The sequence below is a fragment of the Chryseobacterium rhizoplanae genome (assembly GCF_900182655.1).
GTDB lineage: Bacteria > Bacteroidota > Bacteroidia > Flavobacteriales > Weeksellaceae > Chryseobacterium > Chryseobacterium rhizoplanae.
The window spans coordinates 41,560-59,263 of the sequence record NZ_FXTC01000005.1 but is presented as its reverse complement, the minus strand read 5'-3'; the positions used below and the strand labels follow the sequence as shown (position 1 = coordinate 59,263).

The 17,704-nt window shown below is 37.5% G+C and carries 16 protein-coding genes; 13 read left to right on the top strand and 3 right to left on the bottom strand.

The window, feature by feature from the left end; translation table 11 throughout:
• Positions 1-9: 9 nt before the first annotated feature.
• The 3 genes from FN817_RS12815 to FN817_RS12805 all read right to left on the bottom strand — a co-directional run bounded on the left by FN817_RS12815 (position 10) and on the right by FN817_RS12805 (position 3,376).
• Complete coding sequence (locus FN817_RS12815; protein WP_142718283.1) at positions 10-1,461, bottom strand: ATP-binding protein; 1,452 nt, start codon at positions 1,459-1,461, stop codon at positions 10-12.
• Positions 1,462-1,566: 105 nt separating this feature from the next.
• Positions 1,567-3,009, bottom strand: a complete 1,443-nt coding sequence (locus FN817_RS12810; protein WP_142718282.1) for a contractile injection system tape measure protein — start codon at positions 3,007-3,009, stop codon at positions 1,567-1,569.
• Between the two features lie 46 nt (positions 3,010-3,055).
• Positions 3,056-3,376 carry a hypothetical protein gene (locus tag FN817_RS12805; RefSeq protein ID WP_142718281.1) on the bottom strand — a complete coding sequence of 107 codons (321 nt, stop codon included), beginning with the start codon at positions 3,374-3,376 and terminating at the stop codon, positions 3,056-3,058.
• A gap of 515 nt (positions 3,377-3,891) precedes the next feature.
• Here FN817_RS12805 and FN817_RS12800 point away from each other — a divergent pair.
• From FN817_RS12800 to FN817_RS12745, 13 genes are all read left to right on the top strand, one after another.
• Positions 3,892-4,476 (top strand): DUF4255 domain-containing protein, encoded by a 585-nt coding sequence (locus FN817_RS12800; protein WP_142718280.1) that lies wholly within the window; start codon positions 3,892-3,894, stop codon positions 4,474-4,476.
• 54 nt (positions 4,477-4,530) lie between these two features.
• A complete protein-coding gene (locus FN817_RS12795; protein ID WP_142718279.1) occupies positions 4,531-6,249 on the top strand; it encodes a phage tail sheath family protein in 1,719 nt (572 codons plus the stop codon).
• 86 nt (positions 6,250-6,335) lie between these two features.
• Positions 6,336-8,060: a phage tail sheath family protein gene (locus tag FN817_RS12790; protein ID WP_142718278.1), complete on the top strand. Its 1,725-nt coding sequence runs from the start codon at positions 6,336-6,338 to the stop codon at positions 8,058-8,060.
• 35 nt (positions 8,061-8,095) lie between these two features.
• Complete coding sequence (locus FN817_RS12785) at positions 8,096-8,527, top strand: phage tail protein (RefSeq protein WP_142718277.1); 432 nt, start codon at positions 8,096-8,098, stop codon at positions 8,525-8,527.
• 24 nt (positions 8,528-8,551) lie between these two features.
• Complete coding sequence (locus FN817_RS12780) at positions 8,552-9,925, top strand: phage tail sheath family protein (RefSeq protein ID WP_142718276.1); 1,374 nt, start codon at positions 8,552-8,554, stop codon at positions 9,923-9,925.
• A gap of 35 nt (positions 9,926-9,960) precedes the next feature.
• On the top strand, positions 9,961-10,392 hold the full coding sequence (locus FN817_RS12775; protein WP_047378138.1) for a phage tail protein: 432 nt from the start codon (positions 9,961-9,963) through the stop codon (positions 10,390-10,392).
• A 2-nt stretch (positions 10,393-10,394) separates the two neighbouring features.
• On the top strand, positions 10,395-10,862 hold the full coding sequence (locus FN817_RS12770; protein ID WP_047388278.1) for a phage tail protein: 468 nt from the start codon (positions 10,395-10,397) through the stop codon (positions 10,860-10,862).
• Between the two features lie 202 nt (positions 10,863-11,064).
• Positions 11,065-11,226, top strand: a complete 162-nt coding sequence (locus FN817_RS23170; protein WP_167498859.1) for a DUF5908 family protein — start codon at positions 11,065-11,067, stop codon at positions 11,224-11,226.
• Complete coding sequence (locus FN817_RS12765; protein ID WP_142718275.1) at positions 11,226-11,945, top strand: CIS tube protein; 720 nt, start codon at positions 11,226-11,228, stop codon at positions 11,943-11,945. The genes FN817_RS23170 and FN817_RS12765 overlap by 1 nt, the downstream gene beginning before the upstream one ends.
• A 1-nt stretch (position 11,946) precedes the next feature.
• Complete coding sequence (gene vgrG / locus FN817_RS12760; RefSeq protein ID WP_142718274.1) at positions 11,947-13,692, top strand: type VI secretion system tip protein VgrG; 1,746 nt, start codon at positions 11,947-11,949, stop codon at positions 13,690-13,692.
• Between the two features lie 2 nt (positions 13,693-13,694).
• Positions 13,695-13,985 (top strand): PAAR domain-containing protein, encoded by a 291-nt coding sequence (locus tag FN817_RS12755; RefSeq protein WP_047421512.1) that lies wholly within the window; start codon positions 13,695-13,697, stop codon positions 13,983-13,985.
• A 155-nt stretch (positions 13,986-14,140) separates the two neighbouring features.
• Positions 14,141-14,551, top strand: coding sequence for a GPW/gp25 family protein (locus FN817_RS12750; protein ID WP_142718272.1), 411 nt, complete (start codon positions 14,141-14,143; stop codon positions 14,549-14,551).
• An 89-nt stretch (positions 14,552-14,640) separates the two neighbouring features.
• The gene (locus FN817_RS12745; protein ID WP_142718271.1) at positions 14,641-17,691 is read left to right on the top strand and encodes a baseplate J/gp47 family protein; all 3,051 of its coding nucleotides are present in this window, start codon (positions 14,641-14,643) and stop codon (positions 17,689-17,691) included.
• Positions 17,692-17,704 lie beyond the last annotated feature (13 nt).

The window sequence follows — 17,704 nt, the reverse complement described above, 5'->3', positions numbered from 1 at the left end:
TGTGCTGTGCTAAGGGGTTTGTACATATGGGCTGAGACGGGATTGATTTTTTCCGAAAGCTTTTTCGTTTTCTATCATTAGATAAGTGCTTATTAATGAATAGGTAATAGAAGTTTCATTACGGTCATGCAATGCCATAGCAACATTTTTCATAATATTTCGGATATTGGCACCGGTATAAGCGTATTCTTTGGTTAAATGTTTTAAAAGGTCTTCACTTTCAAAAGTTATATTCTGGGGTAAATAATGCTCCCAAAGGGCTTTTCTTGTAGTTTCTGTCGGTCGTATTACATTGACAGATACATCGATACGGCGCTTGAAAGCATCATCCATATTGTTTTCAAAATTGGAAGCCAGAATTGTTAATCCGTCAAATTTTTCTATTCGCTGCAATAAATACGAAACTTCCTGGTTGGCGTAGCGGTCATGAGCATCTTTTACATCAGAACGTTTCCCAAACAAAGCATCAGCTTCGTCAAAAAACAGCATGCAATTTTTACCCTGCAGCCTGTTGAATAACACTTCGAGATTTTTCTCGGTTTCACCAATATATTTGCTCACTACCTGGGAGAGATCCACATGATACATATCAATACCATATGCATTAGCAAGAATGCCAGCAAGCATTGTTTTTCCCGTTCCCGGTGTGCCGTAGAATAAAGCAATGAAACCGGGTTTAAAGCTATGTTCACTGGTTTTGAAAAAGCCATTTTCCAATGCTTTTATATAATGTCCGATGGGTTTTATCTGTTCCCTCACATTATCTTCCAAAATAATATCTTCCATGGTGAGATCAGATTTGTAAAGCCTCCCGGGAAAGTAAGAACCATGATCCAGTTGAGGTTTTTGACCTGATAAAAAATAATTGAGATAAGCGGTATCCAATTCAATTTTTCCATGAATAAATTCTGCTGAAGAACGGTTGTAAATAATATCATTTTTCAACAGCACACTTCCATTGATGAGTTGTGCACCATACTGTGACCACAGTGATACATCTTTACCTGCCAGCAAGAAAAGCGCAGTTTGGAAAGTTGGTTTAAAGCTGCGACTGATTTTATCATATTCACCACCTGCTTCAATAGCAAATGCATTGCTGCTTTCTTCTATCTGTACAAATGTTTTCAGGATGGACGGATAATGAGCGGAAGCAATCCCCAGCGCTAAGATTATTCTGTCCACAACAGTAAGCTGATGGATGTTTACCGTAACCGAATAAGGAGATTGGTCGTCTGATGTTGGGGGTTCGGGTATTTCATAACCAGCATTTAATTCTGTTTCATCTTCCAGAAATAATTCTTTGCATCGCTTTTCAATAAGGGATTGCAGCCATTTCATTTCTTCATTTAGAGAATGATGATTTACAGTATCGGCTTGAAATAAGGGATTGACTATTTCTGTTTTTTCATTAATTTTTGTTTTTATTAATGATGGGTCTTCATGGTTATTAGGAGATTTCATAAGCTTATTTTGAATTATAGGATTGCAGTAAGGGGATTGCTGATATAAAATCAGCAACTTTAGAGATTGGTAAAACTTAGAGTATTTAGAAAATGTAACCTGTTATTACCAGTTCACAAATATGAATTTTTTCTGCCATGGCAGCTTGACAAGGCCAATGCCCCAGGAAAGCTTTTCCAGAAGAATGTCCTGTGTTTTTCGTTCTACAGTAAGTGTGTAATCAGCGTCAGTGATAACTAATTTCCCTGGTCGTTGGAAAAACTCGTTCTGTAATAATGCAGCAGATGATTTTTTCATGGGAGCCCAGTTGTGCTGCACACTTTCTATAACATTTTTAGCCTGCGTTTTATGCTTGCGTGAAAGCTTAATATGCCTGTTAATCGTTTGATGCATCGGAATATTACATAGGAATTTTTCAAAAATCATGTCATATTCAGGAGCATTTGTTCTTCCGGTTGCGATATAATGCAATAGATGGGCACACAACTCCGGATCCGTGAGCTGCTGAGTTTTTGAGTCAATGAGCTCACAATGTTCAAAGAGGGTTCTGACAAATGGATGGATTAAAATAAGTCCTGCATTCTGAATATAGTGTCCTTCATCCCGGATTGCACTTTCCTGAATTATTTCATTTTTTTCCTGAATGGTTTCTATTGAAGTTCTCACATTTTCAGGCTGATCGGCTGCATTCGTTGTGAGGCTTTCTGAAATTTCGTTTTCTGTAATAAAAGGGAATATCTTAACCAGTGTTTTCCTGTTTTGATGATTGCTTTTTGCTGCTGATAAGCTAATCTGTTTTTTTGTTGAAATTTCTTGTAAAAGATACTCCCTGAGATGGTTATCAGATGTATCCAAATACTCCGATATTACATGAAAGACCAATCGCCATATTGCAAATCTATCTGTATGATCTAGTTTCGATAGATGACGTATTGTATCGCTGTCCAGGTTAATGTTCAATTCATTATTTTTCAAAATTGCCAGGCATAACTGTGCAGTTTGTTCATTGGAAAGCTGATTGATTATCCGGTTCCGGACATTTTCTTTTGATAAGGCAGGTATAATGCTTTTTTGAAAATTTCCTGTCGAAATAATGTGATCAAAAACCGTTGATTCCAAAATAGTCATGCTATTGCTCCCCGAATTCCACCAAGGCATAGTTCCTTTTTCTAAAAAATAGATAAAAGCTTTGAGCATCTTTTCCTGATCATCTACAAGATGAGCTTTAGTATTATTTTTTGTTTCCTGGGGGGAAGTTTCAATGGGTTTGGTAATTTCTGACAGTTCTTCTTTAAAGAGTTCGGCTATTTTATCTTTTAACTCAATATTTAATGCGCTGCTTTTTACATCCACATTTAATTCTAAACGCGGAATCTGCAGGGTATGACCGGCTAATTTATATTCTAAAGCCCTGATATGGTTTTCTATTTCCGGAAAAACATCAATAGACAAAAAACTATTAATATCATCTTTTATACTCAATGCTTTTGCTTTGTTGTTCACGGTAATTTCAACAAAAACTTTCTGAATGATATGATCTTGCTTCACAGTAAATAGGTTTACATTATAAAATATCGGGAATTGTCAAATAATTTTACTTTTGGTCGAACTCTCCACCCCAGAAACCTGCAGGACAAAGACTAAATCTGGATCTCTGTTTGGCGCTCAATCTGCATCCGCAGCCTCTGACAAATCCATCTTTTGGACCGTCTACCACTTCCAGCGTATCTGGATTAAGCCATTTCATCGCATTGCAATTGTTGCCGTTTTTTAAAGGACATGCATTACAGATTTCTTCTCTTAAAGAGAAAATCGCTTCTTCGTTTTGATTGGCCGCACCCAGTTTTGAACGTAGTTCGTTAAAATGGCCTTCAATGATTTCATTGCGCTTGCTGAAAAGATTTTTAATATTCATAGGATTAAAGTTTTTAAAATTATTGGGTCAAAATTAGAAAGAAGAGGTCCTATTTTGCGAATGATAAGGGCACTCTATTCTGTCTTTGCAGTAAAAGAGAAAATTATTTCCTGCTGATGCAGGGTTATAGTTTTTAGAAATTATCGGTACAAAAAACCGGATACTCCTAATCAGAAAAGCATATCGTTTTTTTGGGAGACTGATATTTTAGACACTCAATAATGAATGGACAATTTTATGTTGAAATACGATGATTTTTGAAAACAGAATGGTACTCAATTGCCAGACGAAAATTGAGCCATAATTCGGAAAGGGAAATCTAAGGACTAAAATTTAATTTTTCAATATTGTTTTTAATGTGATTATTTTCAACTATTTAACCGCCATGTTTTTGATTTTTTTCTATAAGAATGAAAATCCTATTTACTGCAAAGACTGTATTGAGGACCCAAAATATTTGTCTTTTGAGGGGCCGTGATTGTATGTTTGCACCATAATAATTAAGAACAGAAATTATGATTAATAAAGTATTAACAGTTTTAAAAAATCAGCTAAATGCTCCGGATGGTTTATGGGATCCCAATGTTCCTGGCGAAATAGAAATTGCTGTTGTTGATGACATCGCAAAACAGGATGAGAACGCTGAAGGAATTATTAACAAAGTAGTAATCAGTCTGCTCAACATTGAGGAAGAATCGACATTGAAAAACAGATCAAGGTATCAGCAGGTTGTGGTAGACAACAATCCAGTCCGATACGATAAGGAAAGTACTCCGGCTTACTTAAACTTGTATGTGATGATTGCTGCCAACAGAAGTACGTACAGCAAATCTTTACTGAGTATTTCAAAAGTTATTGAGGTATTTCAGGCAAAAAATGTTCTGGAATATGTGGATACTAAACCGGAAAATAACTTCAGTTTCAGAATTGAGCTGCACTCTATTCCTTTTGAACAGCTAAGTTACGTCTGGGGATTATTAGGCGGGAAAATAATGCCTTCTGCTTTATATAAAATCAGTGTGATAAAAATTGCGGCTAAGGATGTGGTCCCTGTTACATTAATTAATGAGGTTAATATACAAAGTATTAAAGTTGATTAATTATACAAGCAAAAACTAAAACTAAAAACTAATAACCCCTTTAAATTTTTAAACATGTTAAATTCAGCAACACCAGGTGTTTCTGTTGAAGAAATTACAAAACTTCCATACTCAGTTGCCTATATAGATACCGCTATGCCAGCGTTTATTGGGTATACTGAATTCCTTCCTGCCGGGTATAATGAGCCCTTCAGAATCAGTTCTCTTTTAGAATATGAACAGTATTTTGGAAAAGCAAAAAAAGAAAATATCCAGTTAAAAGATGTAGAAGGCCAGGGAACAACTATTGTGGCACCTCAGGTACAGTTTTTAATGTACTATTCACTGCAGATGTATTTTGCCAATGGCGGCGGACCATGTTATATCATCTCCGTAGGGGATTATACCTCAGCAGAGGTACAATTATCCTCATTGGAAGCAGGGCTCAATAAAATTGATCATAAAAATATTAAAGAACCGGTTCTGATTATTTTCCCTGATGCTATTTCGTTAACCAATGAATCTGAGTTTTATAGCATCTATAACCAGGCCATTGATAAAGCTAAAGATGAGACGAAAAACAGATTTGTTATACTGGACACTTATTACGGTAATTCCGTTACCAGGTCAAACAATCTTACTACTATTGAAGCTTTTAGAAATAATATAAACCCAACCAATCACGGGGCAGCTTACTTTCCTCACTTAAAAACCATTTTGAATTATACTTTTGATGAAACTCAAACTCCTATAATACATACCGGTTTACAAAAGGCCGGACAGGACAGTACTCTTTTCTATGCAGGTGAGACCGCTGCTTTAGATGAATTAAAAAGTATGGCAAGTGCTGAGATTTCAACCGGATCTGCCGATGCTTACGTCCTTGCTGATTTATTAGATCAGGCTATTGTGATAGCAGAAGAAGTGAATGAAAATGCTGATGCAGGTGATAAAAAAAATGCTTTAACAGCAGCAATTGCTGAGGCAAAAATTGTGTTGGAAGCTATATATGACGGAATAATAGATGATTTTATGGTCCCGGATAATTCAGATGAAAACACACCTGATTTCACTGGAGAATTTACGGCATTAAAAACTGCAATTCTCGAGGTAAAAGACGAAAAAGGAGATGCAGACGGAATAACGCTTAAAAATTTAGAATCCTCTAATTCTGCACTATATAATCAGGTAAAAAAAGAAATACAGTCATTAAAAGTTGTTTTACCGCCATCATCAGCCATAGCAGGAGCATACGGTAGAATAGACAGTATAAGAGGGGTGTGGAAAGCTCCGGCAAATGTCAATATCAGCAATGTCCTTGCTCCGACAGAAAAAATTTCCGATCACGAACAGGCTGCTTTAAATATAGATCCTTTCGGAAAATCAATCAATGCGATCAGAACTTTTACAGGAAAAGGAACCCTGATCTGGGGAGCCAGAACCCTTGAAGGGAAAGATAAAAATAGTGAAGGGAAAGATAACGAATGGAAATATATACATGTACGCCGCTATCATAATATGATCAGACAAGCGATAACAGAAGCACTTGATAAGTTTATTAATGAGCCTAATATTCCCCACACATGGTTACGGGCAAAAACAATGTTGGAAAACTTTCTTAACCAGCAATGGATGGAAGGTGCGTTGGCAGGCAGCACTCCGAAAGAAGCTTACGAAGTTACAGTTAAGGGAGTAGAAGGCACTACTATTATGAATGTTGATCTCAAAATAGCTTTAGTGCGTCCTGCAGAGTTTATTGTGCTCAAGTTCTCACACAAATTGCAACAGTTCTAAACCATAAAATCAATAAATCAATCACGAATAAATACCCGAAGTTTTACTTCGAGGAATAATTAATATTAACGTAAAATTTTTTAAAAATGAATTACAAAACCCCTGGAGTTTACGTGGAGGAACAAGGAAAATTTCCCCCTTCCGTAGCGCAAGTTGAAACGGCTATCCCTGCTTTTATTGGGTATACAGCGGATGGACCGAAAAATAAACCAACGAGAATTGCTTCGATGTTGGAGTATGAACAACTTTTTGGAAAAGCAAATCCGGAAATCTTCGCTGTAGCTTTCAAAGATGGTGTTGCAACAGCCACACAACCTAAAATAAGCGATTTTAAAATGTATTATGCTATGCAAATGTATTTTGCGAATGGCGGTGGAGCTTGCTATATTGTTTCGGTTGGAGGTTACAATGATGAGGTAACTGTTGGAACTTCTACAACAGAAGCCGGAACTTTATTATATGGTCTTGAATTACTAAAAAAAGAAGACGAACCTACTCTTATCGTTTTCCCGGATCTTCAAGGTTTGGTTGCCACTGCTGCTGAAGTTATTGCGGCAGACGATGCTTTACAAGCTTCCATGGATAATAGGAATGTAGCTGTTGCTGCTGAAGCTGCTGCTAAAGCCGTTTCAAATGCTGTTGACGGTGCTGATGTAGCTGCTGCTGTAGCTGCTGCCGTTGCTAAAGCTGCTGATTATGAAGTTACCAATCCTGGAAATCTTAGCGAAGTTGCTGCTGTTAAAGCTGCTCAAGATGTTGTAGCCGCGGTTAAAGTAACCGCTGCTGTTGCCAATGCTACTGTTCCTGCTGTTAAAGCTGCTGCTAAAGTTGTTGCAGATGCTTATAATGAAGATCTTGCTACTACTAACATTATTTCTGGTTTTGCTTCTGAAAATGCTGATAATGTTTCTGATGCTAACATAGATTCTTTTATTACTGAGGCCTATTCTGTATACAATAGTGCTTTGAATCAAGCAGAATCTATGAAAGACAGATTCGTTATCATGGATGTTCTTGGCAATGATACTATTTTTAGAAAAGAAGTAAAAGCTAAAGGTTTAAAGTATGGAGCGGCTTATTATCCAAAATTAAAAACGGTTTTGAGTTATGATTTTAATGAAGCTAATGTTTTAGTTACGGGTGCAGCTGGTATTAAAAATTTAGCAGAATTAAAATTAAAAAATTCAGAATTATATAACCAGGCTAAAACAGCAATTGAGTCTCAACAAGTGGTGCTGGCACCATCATCAGCTATTGCCGGAGTTTACGCCAAAGTAGACAGTACTTCCGGAGTATGGAAATCACCAGCTAATTTAGGACTTAGCCTGGTAGATGTACCGGCAGTAAAAATCTCCAATAAAGAACAGGAGCTGCTTAATGTAGATGCTACATCAGGAAAATCAATCAACGCGATCAGAACTTTTGCAGGAAAAGGAACATTAGTTTGGGGCGCAAGAACCTTAGACGGAAACAGTAACGAATGGAGATACGTATCTGTACGTCGTTTCTTCAACATGGTAGAAGAATCTGTGAAGAAAGCTACAGAACGTTTTGTCTTTGAACCGAATACAGCCAATACATGGATCCGTGTACAGGCAATGATCGAAAATTATCTTGATCAGCAGTGGAGAGACGGTGCATTAGCAGGAAGCAAGCCGGAAGAAGCTTATTATGTAAGCGTTGGTTTAGACAAAACAATGTCGGCTCAGGATATCCTAGAAGGAAGAATGAATATCGAGATCGGTATGGCTGCAGTACGTCCTGCTGAATTTATCGTACTACGTTTTTCACACAAATTACAGGAAGCATAAAATCAATTAAATAACAATAAAATTAAAAATAAATTATGAGTACATATCCATTAGTAAAGTTTGCCTTTGAAGTAGATTGGGGTGGAACAAAAGTAGGTTTTCAGGAAGTCAGCGGATTAAATGTTGAAGCAGCTTTAATTGAGTACAGACACGGTGCGAGCCTTGATTTCAGTAAGATTAAAATGCCTGGAATGAAAAGTTTCAGTAACATCACTTTAAAAAGAGGAACTTTTAAAACAGATAACGAATATTTCGACTGGTTCCAGAGTATTCAGCTAAGCACAGTAGAGCGCAGATCTATTACGATCTCCCTTTTAGATGAAACAGGGGCACCTGCCGTAACCTGGAAAGTGAAAAATGCATTCCCTCTTAAATTACAATCAACAGATCTGAAAGCTGAAGGTAATGAGGTAGCTATCGAAACCTTAGAAATTGCACACGAAGGATTAACTATTGAAAATAACTAACATTAACTTTAAAATTTAAAAAAAATGAATTACAAAACACCTGGAGTTTACGTAGAGGAAATTGCGAAATTCCCACCATCTGTAGCACAAGTAGAAACAGCTATTCCTGCTTTTATCGGGCACACGGATAAAGGACCAAGAAATGAACCGACAAGAATTTCTTCTATGTTGGAATTCGAAACGATTTTCGGAGGAGCAAAAGATGAAAAAACAGCGTTCTCTGTTACGATTGAAGATACTGTTGTAACTGCAAAAGTAGACAATACAAAGCTAAGTCCTTATAAAATGCATTATGCAATGCAAATGTATTTTGCTAATGGCGGCGGGCCATGTTATATTGTTTCAGTAGCTGATTATGATAAAGCTCCTGCATTAGGAACAGAAACAGTTGCCGGAGGTCTATGGTTCGGATTAAAATCACTGGAAAAAGAAGATGAGCCAACACTTATTGTTTTCCCGGATGCTGAAGTTTTAGGAGCAGATGCTTACAAATTATACAATAAAGCTTTGGATCAGGCAGAAGATTTGAAAGACAGATTCGTTATTATGGATGTTTTTGCAGATGCAGATGCTTTCAGAGCCGGAGTAAATGCTACAGGTTTAAAATATGGAGCAGCTTATTATCCAAAATTAGAAACCGTGTTAAGCTATAGCTTTGATGATAAAGATGTTAAAATTGATAGCTATAAAGAATTAAATGCAGCAGGAGTCCTTGTAGATGTTACAATGCCTCAAAATGAAAACAACCTAGCATGGTTGAAATCAAAAAGTTCAGCGCTGTATAACCAGGCTAAAAAAGAAATTGAATCTAAAAGAGTAGTATTGGCTCCATCATCATCAATTGCCGGAATTTATGCCAAAGTGGACAGTACTTCCGGAGTATGGAAAGCACCAGCCAACTTGGCAATCAGTAATGTACTGGCACCTGTTGTAAAAATTTCTAATGAAACGCAAGACGGTCTTAACGTAGATGCGGTAGCAGGAAAATCAATCAACGCGATCAGAACTTTTACAGGAAAAGGAACATTGGTTTGGGGTGCAAGAACCTTAGACGGAAACAGTAACGAGTGGAGATATGTACCTGTACGTCGTTTCTTCAACATGGTAGAAGAATCTGTGAAGAAAGCTACAGAACGTTTCGTTTTTGAACCGAATACTGCCAATACATGGGTTCGTGTACAGGCAATGATCGAAAATTTCCTTGACCAGCAGTGGAGAGACGGTGCATTAGCAGGAAGCAAGCCTGAAGAAGCGTATTACGTAAGCGTTGGTTTGCACAAAACAATGTCTGCTCAGGATATTTTAGAAGGAAGAATGATTATTGAAGTCGGTATGGCTGCAGTACGTCCTGCTGAATTTATCGTACTACGTTTTTCACACAAATTACAGGAAGCATAAGCTAAATTAAATAACAACTAAAAAATAAATACATTATGAGTACATATCCATTAGTAAAGTTTGCCTTTGAAGTAGATTGGGGCGGAACAAAAGTAGGTTTTCAGGAAGTCAGCGGATTAAATGTTGAAGCAGCTTTAATTGAGTACAGACACGGTGCGAGCCCTGATTTCAGCAAGATTAAAATGCCTGGAATGAAAAGTTTCAGTAACATTACTTTAAAAAGAGGAACTTTCAAAACAGATAATGAATATTTCGACTGGTTCCAGAGTATTCAGCTAAGTACAGTAGAGCGCAGATCTATTACGATTTCTCTTTTAGATGAAACAGGGGCACCTGCCGTAACCTGGAAAGTGAAAAATGCATTCCCTCTTAAATTACAGTCAACAGATCTGAAAGCTGAAGGTAATGAGGTAGCTATTGAAACGCTTGAAATTGCACACGAAGGATTAACTATTGAAAATAACTAATCATGGCAGTTTTATATCCTCCAACCAGTTTCTCTTTTATTGTTAACGGGATTTCAACAACAGAGGGTATTGACTCCAGATTTCAATCTATATCTGGTTTATCAACAGAAATTGGAACTGAAGAATATGCCGAAGGAGGCGAAAACAGGTTTACACACCAGCTTCCTCTGAGGCCCAAATATCCTAATCTGGTTCTTAAACGTGGGTTAATCGTAAGTTCCGGATTGATAAGCTGGTGCAGAAATGCGATGGAAAACTTCCAGTTTGAACCCAGAGACCTGATCATTACTCTTTCAGGAGGAATTCAGTCTACAGCACCCTTAATGGTTTGGAATGTAGTGGGAGCATACCCCGTAAGATGGGAAGTATCAGAATTCAACGCAGAAGAAAGCAAACTTGCTATTGAAACAATAGAACTGAAATATAGATATTTCACAATACCCTCATCGTTAGCAAGCTTAGGCTTGTAATTTCTAAATCAAATCTAAGCACCTGAACGTGTGTTAGTTTAAAGATAACTTTTACCCAAATCTTTTTTCACAAAAAATAACAGATTGGTCTACAACAGAGACTGAACACACCCTTCATGTGCTTGGATTTTTAAAAATAAACATGTTAAATCATTGGTTATTAGTGTTTTGAATATTAATGATCGATTAAAAAACAAACGAAATGCCAATAGAAATAAAAGAGCTTCACATTAAAATAAATGTGGACGAAAAAGCTACAGCTACCACAACTGCCGCATCGGTAGATGAAGCACTGCTTATGCGTGCGATCAGTGAAAGTGTAGAGCAGGCCGCAAAGATAGAACAACGTAAAAAAGAAAGATAATGAGAGGAGCAATTCAAAAACTGACAATCGGAACATACGAAAACTCTGATTATGATAAAAGAATTCAGAGCGGTGCTTTTAAAGCTTTTATCAATCCTACAGGTTTTTCTATGACCTATAAAACGAAATATAATAAAGACCAGGCAGATGGTAATTCTAAACCTAATTTAGGATATACCTCATCAGCATCACCTGATTTACAATTAGAATTTCTATTTGATGGGACAGGAGTTACGGAAGCGAATTCCGGTATCAAACTGATCAATAAAATTAGAGGAAAATCATTTGCGAAAACGGCCGTAACAAAACAGATTGAAGATTTTTATAAGGCGACAGGTGAGCTTGAAGGCTCTATTCATAAACCCTATAATGTTATCCTTAATTGGGGAAGTTTTGAATTTAAAGGAGTGCTTTCTGAATTAACTTTAGAATATAAGCTATTTGACAACGAAGGCCAGCCTCTAAGAGCTATAGGAAAGGCAACATTCAGTGAATCAACAAGTCCGAAACTTGCCGGTAAAATTGAAGATAAACAATCACCGGATCTTACCCACAAAAGAACAGTACAGGCCGGCGATACACTGCCATTAATAACAGAAAGAATCTACGGAGATTCCAAATACTATCTGGAGGTAGCTAAGGTGAATAACCTTGTCAATTTCAGACAGTTAAAACCAGGTCAGGAATTATTCTTTCCGCCATTAGAAAAAGTTTCATAATATGAATAACAGCGGATACATACAAACAGCAAAAAATCCAGATTTAGTCACCCATAAGGTCATGTCTGGAGGAACAGAACTGCCGGGGAAATACGGGGTGAAAAGCATTATCGTGGAAAAAGAAGTCAACAGAATTCCTTATGCCCGCATTGTTATTTTAGACGGAAGTGTACCGGAGCAGGATTTCAAGCTCAGTAATGAAGATCTGTTAATTCCCGGAAAAGAAATTGAGATTACCGCCGGATACCATTCCGAAGAGGAAACCATTTTTAAAGGAGTTGTGGTAAAGCACAACATAAAAATCAGAAACGGTTCTTCTTACCTCATCATAGAATGCAGAGATAAGGCAGTAAAAATGACCTTAGGAAGAAAAAGTAAATACTTCTACGAAAGCACAGACAGTGATGTCATGGAGGAACTCATCAGTAATAACGGGCTTACTGCCGATGTAGAAGCAACTTCAAATTCACATAAGGAATTGGTACAGTATCAGGCTTCGGATTGGGATTTTATGCTAACCAGAGCGCAGGCAAACGGTAAACTTTGTTTCGTTGAAGATGGAACTATTAAAATTACTAAACCTGATTTTAGTGGTGAAGCTGTAGAAACAGTGGTTTACGGATCATCTGTACATGAATTTGACGGAGAGATTGATGCCAGAGACCAATTCAGTAAAATTACTGCCAGAACATGGAGCTATACTGATCAGGAACTAACAGAAGTGGAAGCTAAGGATCCGGCGATTAAGCTCAATGGAAACCTTTCATCAGGTGATTTGGCAGATGTCTTCGGAATTGAAGATCTGCAGTTGAAGCATGGTGGAAATCTTACTCAAAGTGAGCTTCAGGAATGGAGTGATGCCAAAGCAACTTTCCAGCAATTAGCCAAAACAAGAGGAAGAGTACGATTTCAGGGAATTCCAGATGCCAAACCAGGAGTTTCGTTAACACTGCAAGGAGTAGGAAACCGATTCAACGGGAAAATATACGTAACCGGTGTCCGTCATGAAATTGCCGAAGGAAATTGGCTGGTGGACGCTCAATTCGGACTTTCTCCAACATGGTTCTCAGAAACCTATGATGTAAGTGAAAAGCCAGGCGCAGGAATTATGCCTGCCATAAGCGGATTGCATGTAGGGGTAGTATCACAACTGGAATCTGATCCGGACGGAGAAGACAGAATTCTGGTACAGATTCCTATCATTAACAGTGAGGAAGAAGGAATCTGGGCACGTATTGCCACCCTTGATGCCGGAGAAAACAGAGGATCATTCTTCAGACCCGAAATCGGAGATGAGGTGATCATCGGATTTATTAATGATGATCCTAACGATGCTGTTGTGCTTGGAATGCTGAACAGCAGTGCAAAACCAGCTCCTCTTGTAGCTTCAGATGATAATCACGAAAAAGGATTTGTTACCCGAAGCGAAATGAAAATGATTTTTAATGACGACAAAATTTCGTACACACTGGAAACACCAAAAGGGAAAAAAGTGATTGTAGACGAAGATGCCGATGTCATTACAATAAAGGATGAGCATTGTAATACTCTTACCCTGAATAAAGACGGTATCAGTATGGAAAGCGGAAAAGACATTAAGATCAAAGCAAAAGGAGACATTAATATGGAAGGAACCAATATCAATGTAAAAGCAAGTGCTCAATTCAAAGCAGAAGGCAGTTCCGGCTCAGAGCTTAAATCAGGAGCAGTAACAGTGGTAAAAGGATCACAGGTAAAAATTAATTAATCATGAAACCGGCAGCAAGAATTACAGATATGCATACCTGTCCTATGGTAACAGGAAATGTTCCCCATGTAGGAGGCCCTATAATGCCGGCAGGAGAACCCACCGTGCTTATCGGCGGAATGCCTGCAGCAAGACAAGGAGATAAAGCAGTATGTACCGGGCCACCGGACACCATTGCATCAGGCTCTTCCAGTGTTTTAATCGGTGGAAAACCTGCCGCAAGAATGGGCGATTCTACCGCTCATGGAGGAGTGATAACCGCAGGGGAAGCTACTGTTTTAATAGGCGGATGATATTGAAGGAAGCTTTTAACACAATCATAAGCTACCCTATAAATAAAACCTGACTAAAACTAAAAATGTAAAACATCAATAACAAAACGGTTAGAATAACCAAAACTCTATGCCACAGATGCAGGATGTGAACATTCAATATAACAAATTAACGTATGAAAATAAATACAGATTTTTTAGGAACAGGCTGGAGTTTTCCGCCTGAGTTTAACGAAACTGAAGGAAAACTGGCCATGACCACAGATGTGGAAGACATCAATAACAGTCTTAAGATTTTATTGTCAACGCGCCCCGGTGAACGTGTCATGTTCCCCAACTACGGGTGTGACCTGCAGGATATGCTCTTTAAACCACTGGACTTAACGCTGATTACCCAAATGAAAGGAATCGTGGAGCGTGCTATTTTATATCATGAACCCAGAATCAATATTCTAAGTATTGAAATTGATACCCAGGATGAGCTTCAGGGAGAAGTTTTGATACAGGTTGACTACGAAGTAAGAAATACTAATACAAGAAGCAATATGGTTTTCCCTTTTTACAAAGGAGAAGCTACCGAAATATAATGAATTACGGGATGTCTGTAGCCATTTTGAATACTACCAAACACTACAATAAGTATTGCATCTGACCATAGAAAGATAAATATAAACAAATGAAAAAAACAGATACATTTTCACATTATCGTGAAGGAAAATCACAAATGCAGCGCTTTTTAGCAGAATTAGATCCTGGGAATCTTGAGTTACACGATTTCGATTTGTTTGACTGGCTATTATTCGCCAACAATTTTGCAAGTCATGTAAACTATTTTCACAAAGATGATCATACAGCACCAAAAGGAAAATGGGGAAACTTCTTCCTGGGTGATGATGCCAATGCGATCCCACGTAGAGAAAGCGTTGAGTATAAAAGTATGAAAAAACAGGTTACAGATCTTATGTCCCAGTTTGAACAGGATAGCAGCCTTACGCCTCACCTGACATTATTTGTCTGCTTTTTAAAATTATTGGATTTCTCAAAAAAAGCCTTCAATAATCTGACGAAAAGACACCTGGATTTCTATTATAACGAAATTCTTCAGATTCAGAAAAATGATGCCAAATCAGACAAAGTCTATGTGATCTTTGAACTCGCCAAAAAAGCGATTCAGGAAAAAATTCCGGCCGGTACATTGCTGGATGGAGGTAAAGACGTTAACGGGAAAAAACGAGTTTACACAACAGGTGATGAAATTATTGCCAATCAGGCAAAAGTAGTGGAGATCAAAAGTTTCTTAAATGATGCTGAAAAGAGAGAACTGAAAATAGCTCCGGTGGCTAACTCTGCCGACGGTTTGGGAGATAAATTACCGGAAGATGGTAATTATTGGTGGCCGTTTGGATATAATTCCGATGAAACCAATTCAAATAAATCTATTTATAAAGAGCTTCCAAAAGCTAAACTTGGCTTTTCAATTGCCTCCTCGCTATTTGATTTAAAAGAAGGAGAACGTACAATCACCCTTAAGATTGATTTTAATAAAAATTCAACCCAGAAATTACAAAATCTTTCAAAAACAGATATTAAAAATAATATCAAAGTGCTTTGCAGCGGGGAGAAAGAATGGTTGTCAGGTGCTGTTTTGACGTGTATTAAAAACGAAGAAGAAAGATTAGAGCTTTCTATTACATTACCTAAAGAGTTCCCGGCAGTTGTAAAATACAATAAAGAAGTGCTGGCAGAAACATTTCAAACCAGTTTCCCTGTTGTAAGACTGATGATTGAAGGAGAAGAATATTACGAAATGTATGAAGCTCTTTCAGAAAAACTGATAAAAAATATAGAAATAGCAGTTGATGTAAAAGGAGTAAAATCTATTCAGATAGAAAATGACAACGGGGCATTAAATTCAGAAAAGCCTTACTATCCTTTCACCGCACAACCTGTTAAAGGATCTAATTTCTATATCAGATGTCCTGAAATGTTCTCCAAAAAATGGCAGAATGCAGACATTACGATCAACTGGAAGAATGCTCCGGACTCTATAAAAGATTTATACAGCGGATATGTTATTCAGCCTAATCAAAATATAAGTCTAAGCGATTTTGAGGGCTTAAAAAACTCCTCAATCGTAGGTTCTGATGGTTATTTCAAGGCAGATGTTGCATTGCTGGATAAGGAAATCTGGTACGAAAAGGCCAATGATATTGATGTGTTCAGTAAAGAAAAAGATGCTTATAAAATCCGGTTTTCTGTAAATAATGCAAGTAATAAGGCCGGAACAAGTGAGACGATCAGGGTAACACTTAATCAGTCATCATTACAGGATGTGTATCCTAAACTGTATACATTGGCATTATCAAGTAACCCGACTTTCAAAAAACTTATTCCCAACGAACCGTATATTCCTTTTGCTGAAGATATAGAGCTGAATTACAGCGCAAAAGAAAATGCATATTCGTACTTAGACAGAAAATCTGCAGGAGAAGCTTCAAAAAATAACGAAGTGCAGCTGTATCATGAAGATGCATTCGGACAATATGAAAAAGAAGTTGAAACCAAAAGTATTGTACCGGTGCACCAAAATGGAGGCGAATTGTACATCGGCCTGGAAGCAATGCCTCAGACCACAGTTTCACTATTAATTCAAATGCTGGAAGGAAGTGAAAATCCTTTAGTGGATACCTTCCTGGAAAAAGAATTTATAGAATGGCATATCCTTTCAGGCAATACATGGATGAGTTTGTCGGATTATATGCTGCAGAATGATACCAGAAAGTTCCTGGAATCAGGGATTGTCAAGTTCAAAGTGCCTAAAGATATTGACAAAAGCCATACAAGATTTACCGACGGATTAGTCTGGATCAGGGCAAAATCACAAAGAAGCTATGATGCAGTATGTAAAATTCAGGGAATCTATACACAGGCTGTTTTAGCAACATTCCAGAATCAGGACAATGATCTTTCTCATCTCAATAATGGGTTGGAAGCAAAAACCATTGCCAAGCTGATCTCCAGAGTTCCTCAGGTAAAATCTGTCAGCCAGCCTTATAACTCGTTTGACGGGAAATACAAAGAAGCAGATACCGAGTTTTACAGACGTGTGAGTGAACGGTTAAGACACAAGCACAGAGCTATCACACAATGGGATTACGAACATCTGGTATTACAGGAATTCCCGGAAGTCTTTAAGGTAAAATGTTTAAATCATACTTCCGAAACGTCCTATATGGCTCCGGGCCATGTAACCCTGATGGTAGTTCCGAATATTAAAAATAAAAATGCTTTTGACGTCTATCAGCCCAGAGTAAGCAGAGCGTCTTTGAATAAAATTCAAAATTATGTAAATGAATTAAATACAATGCATGTGACCGCTCAGGTGATTAATCCCAATTACAAAGAAGCAAAAGTAGAAACAAAGGTCAAGTTCTTTGAGCAGTATGACGAAACATTCTACATCAAACAGCTGGACGAAGATATTAAAAAATACATATCGCCCTGGGCTTTTACAGACTCTGAAAATATTGATTTTAATGTAGAGTTGAATGTTAATCAGTTGGTTAACTATCTGGAGCAGCTGTATTATGTAGACTACATTGATGATATTAAAATACTGGTGAATAATATTCCGCAAAGGAAATCTTTAATCGAAGTGGATCCAAAATCAATTCTGGTATCTGCCAAGCAGCACAATGTCACTATTACAGAACAGGTATGTATTTAATAATAAATAAGAA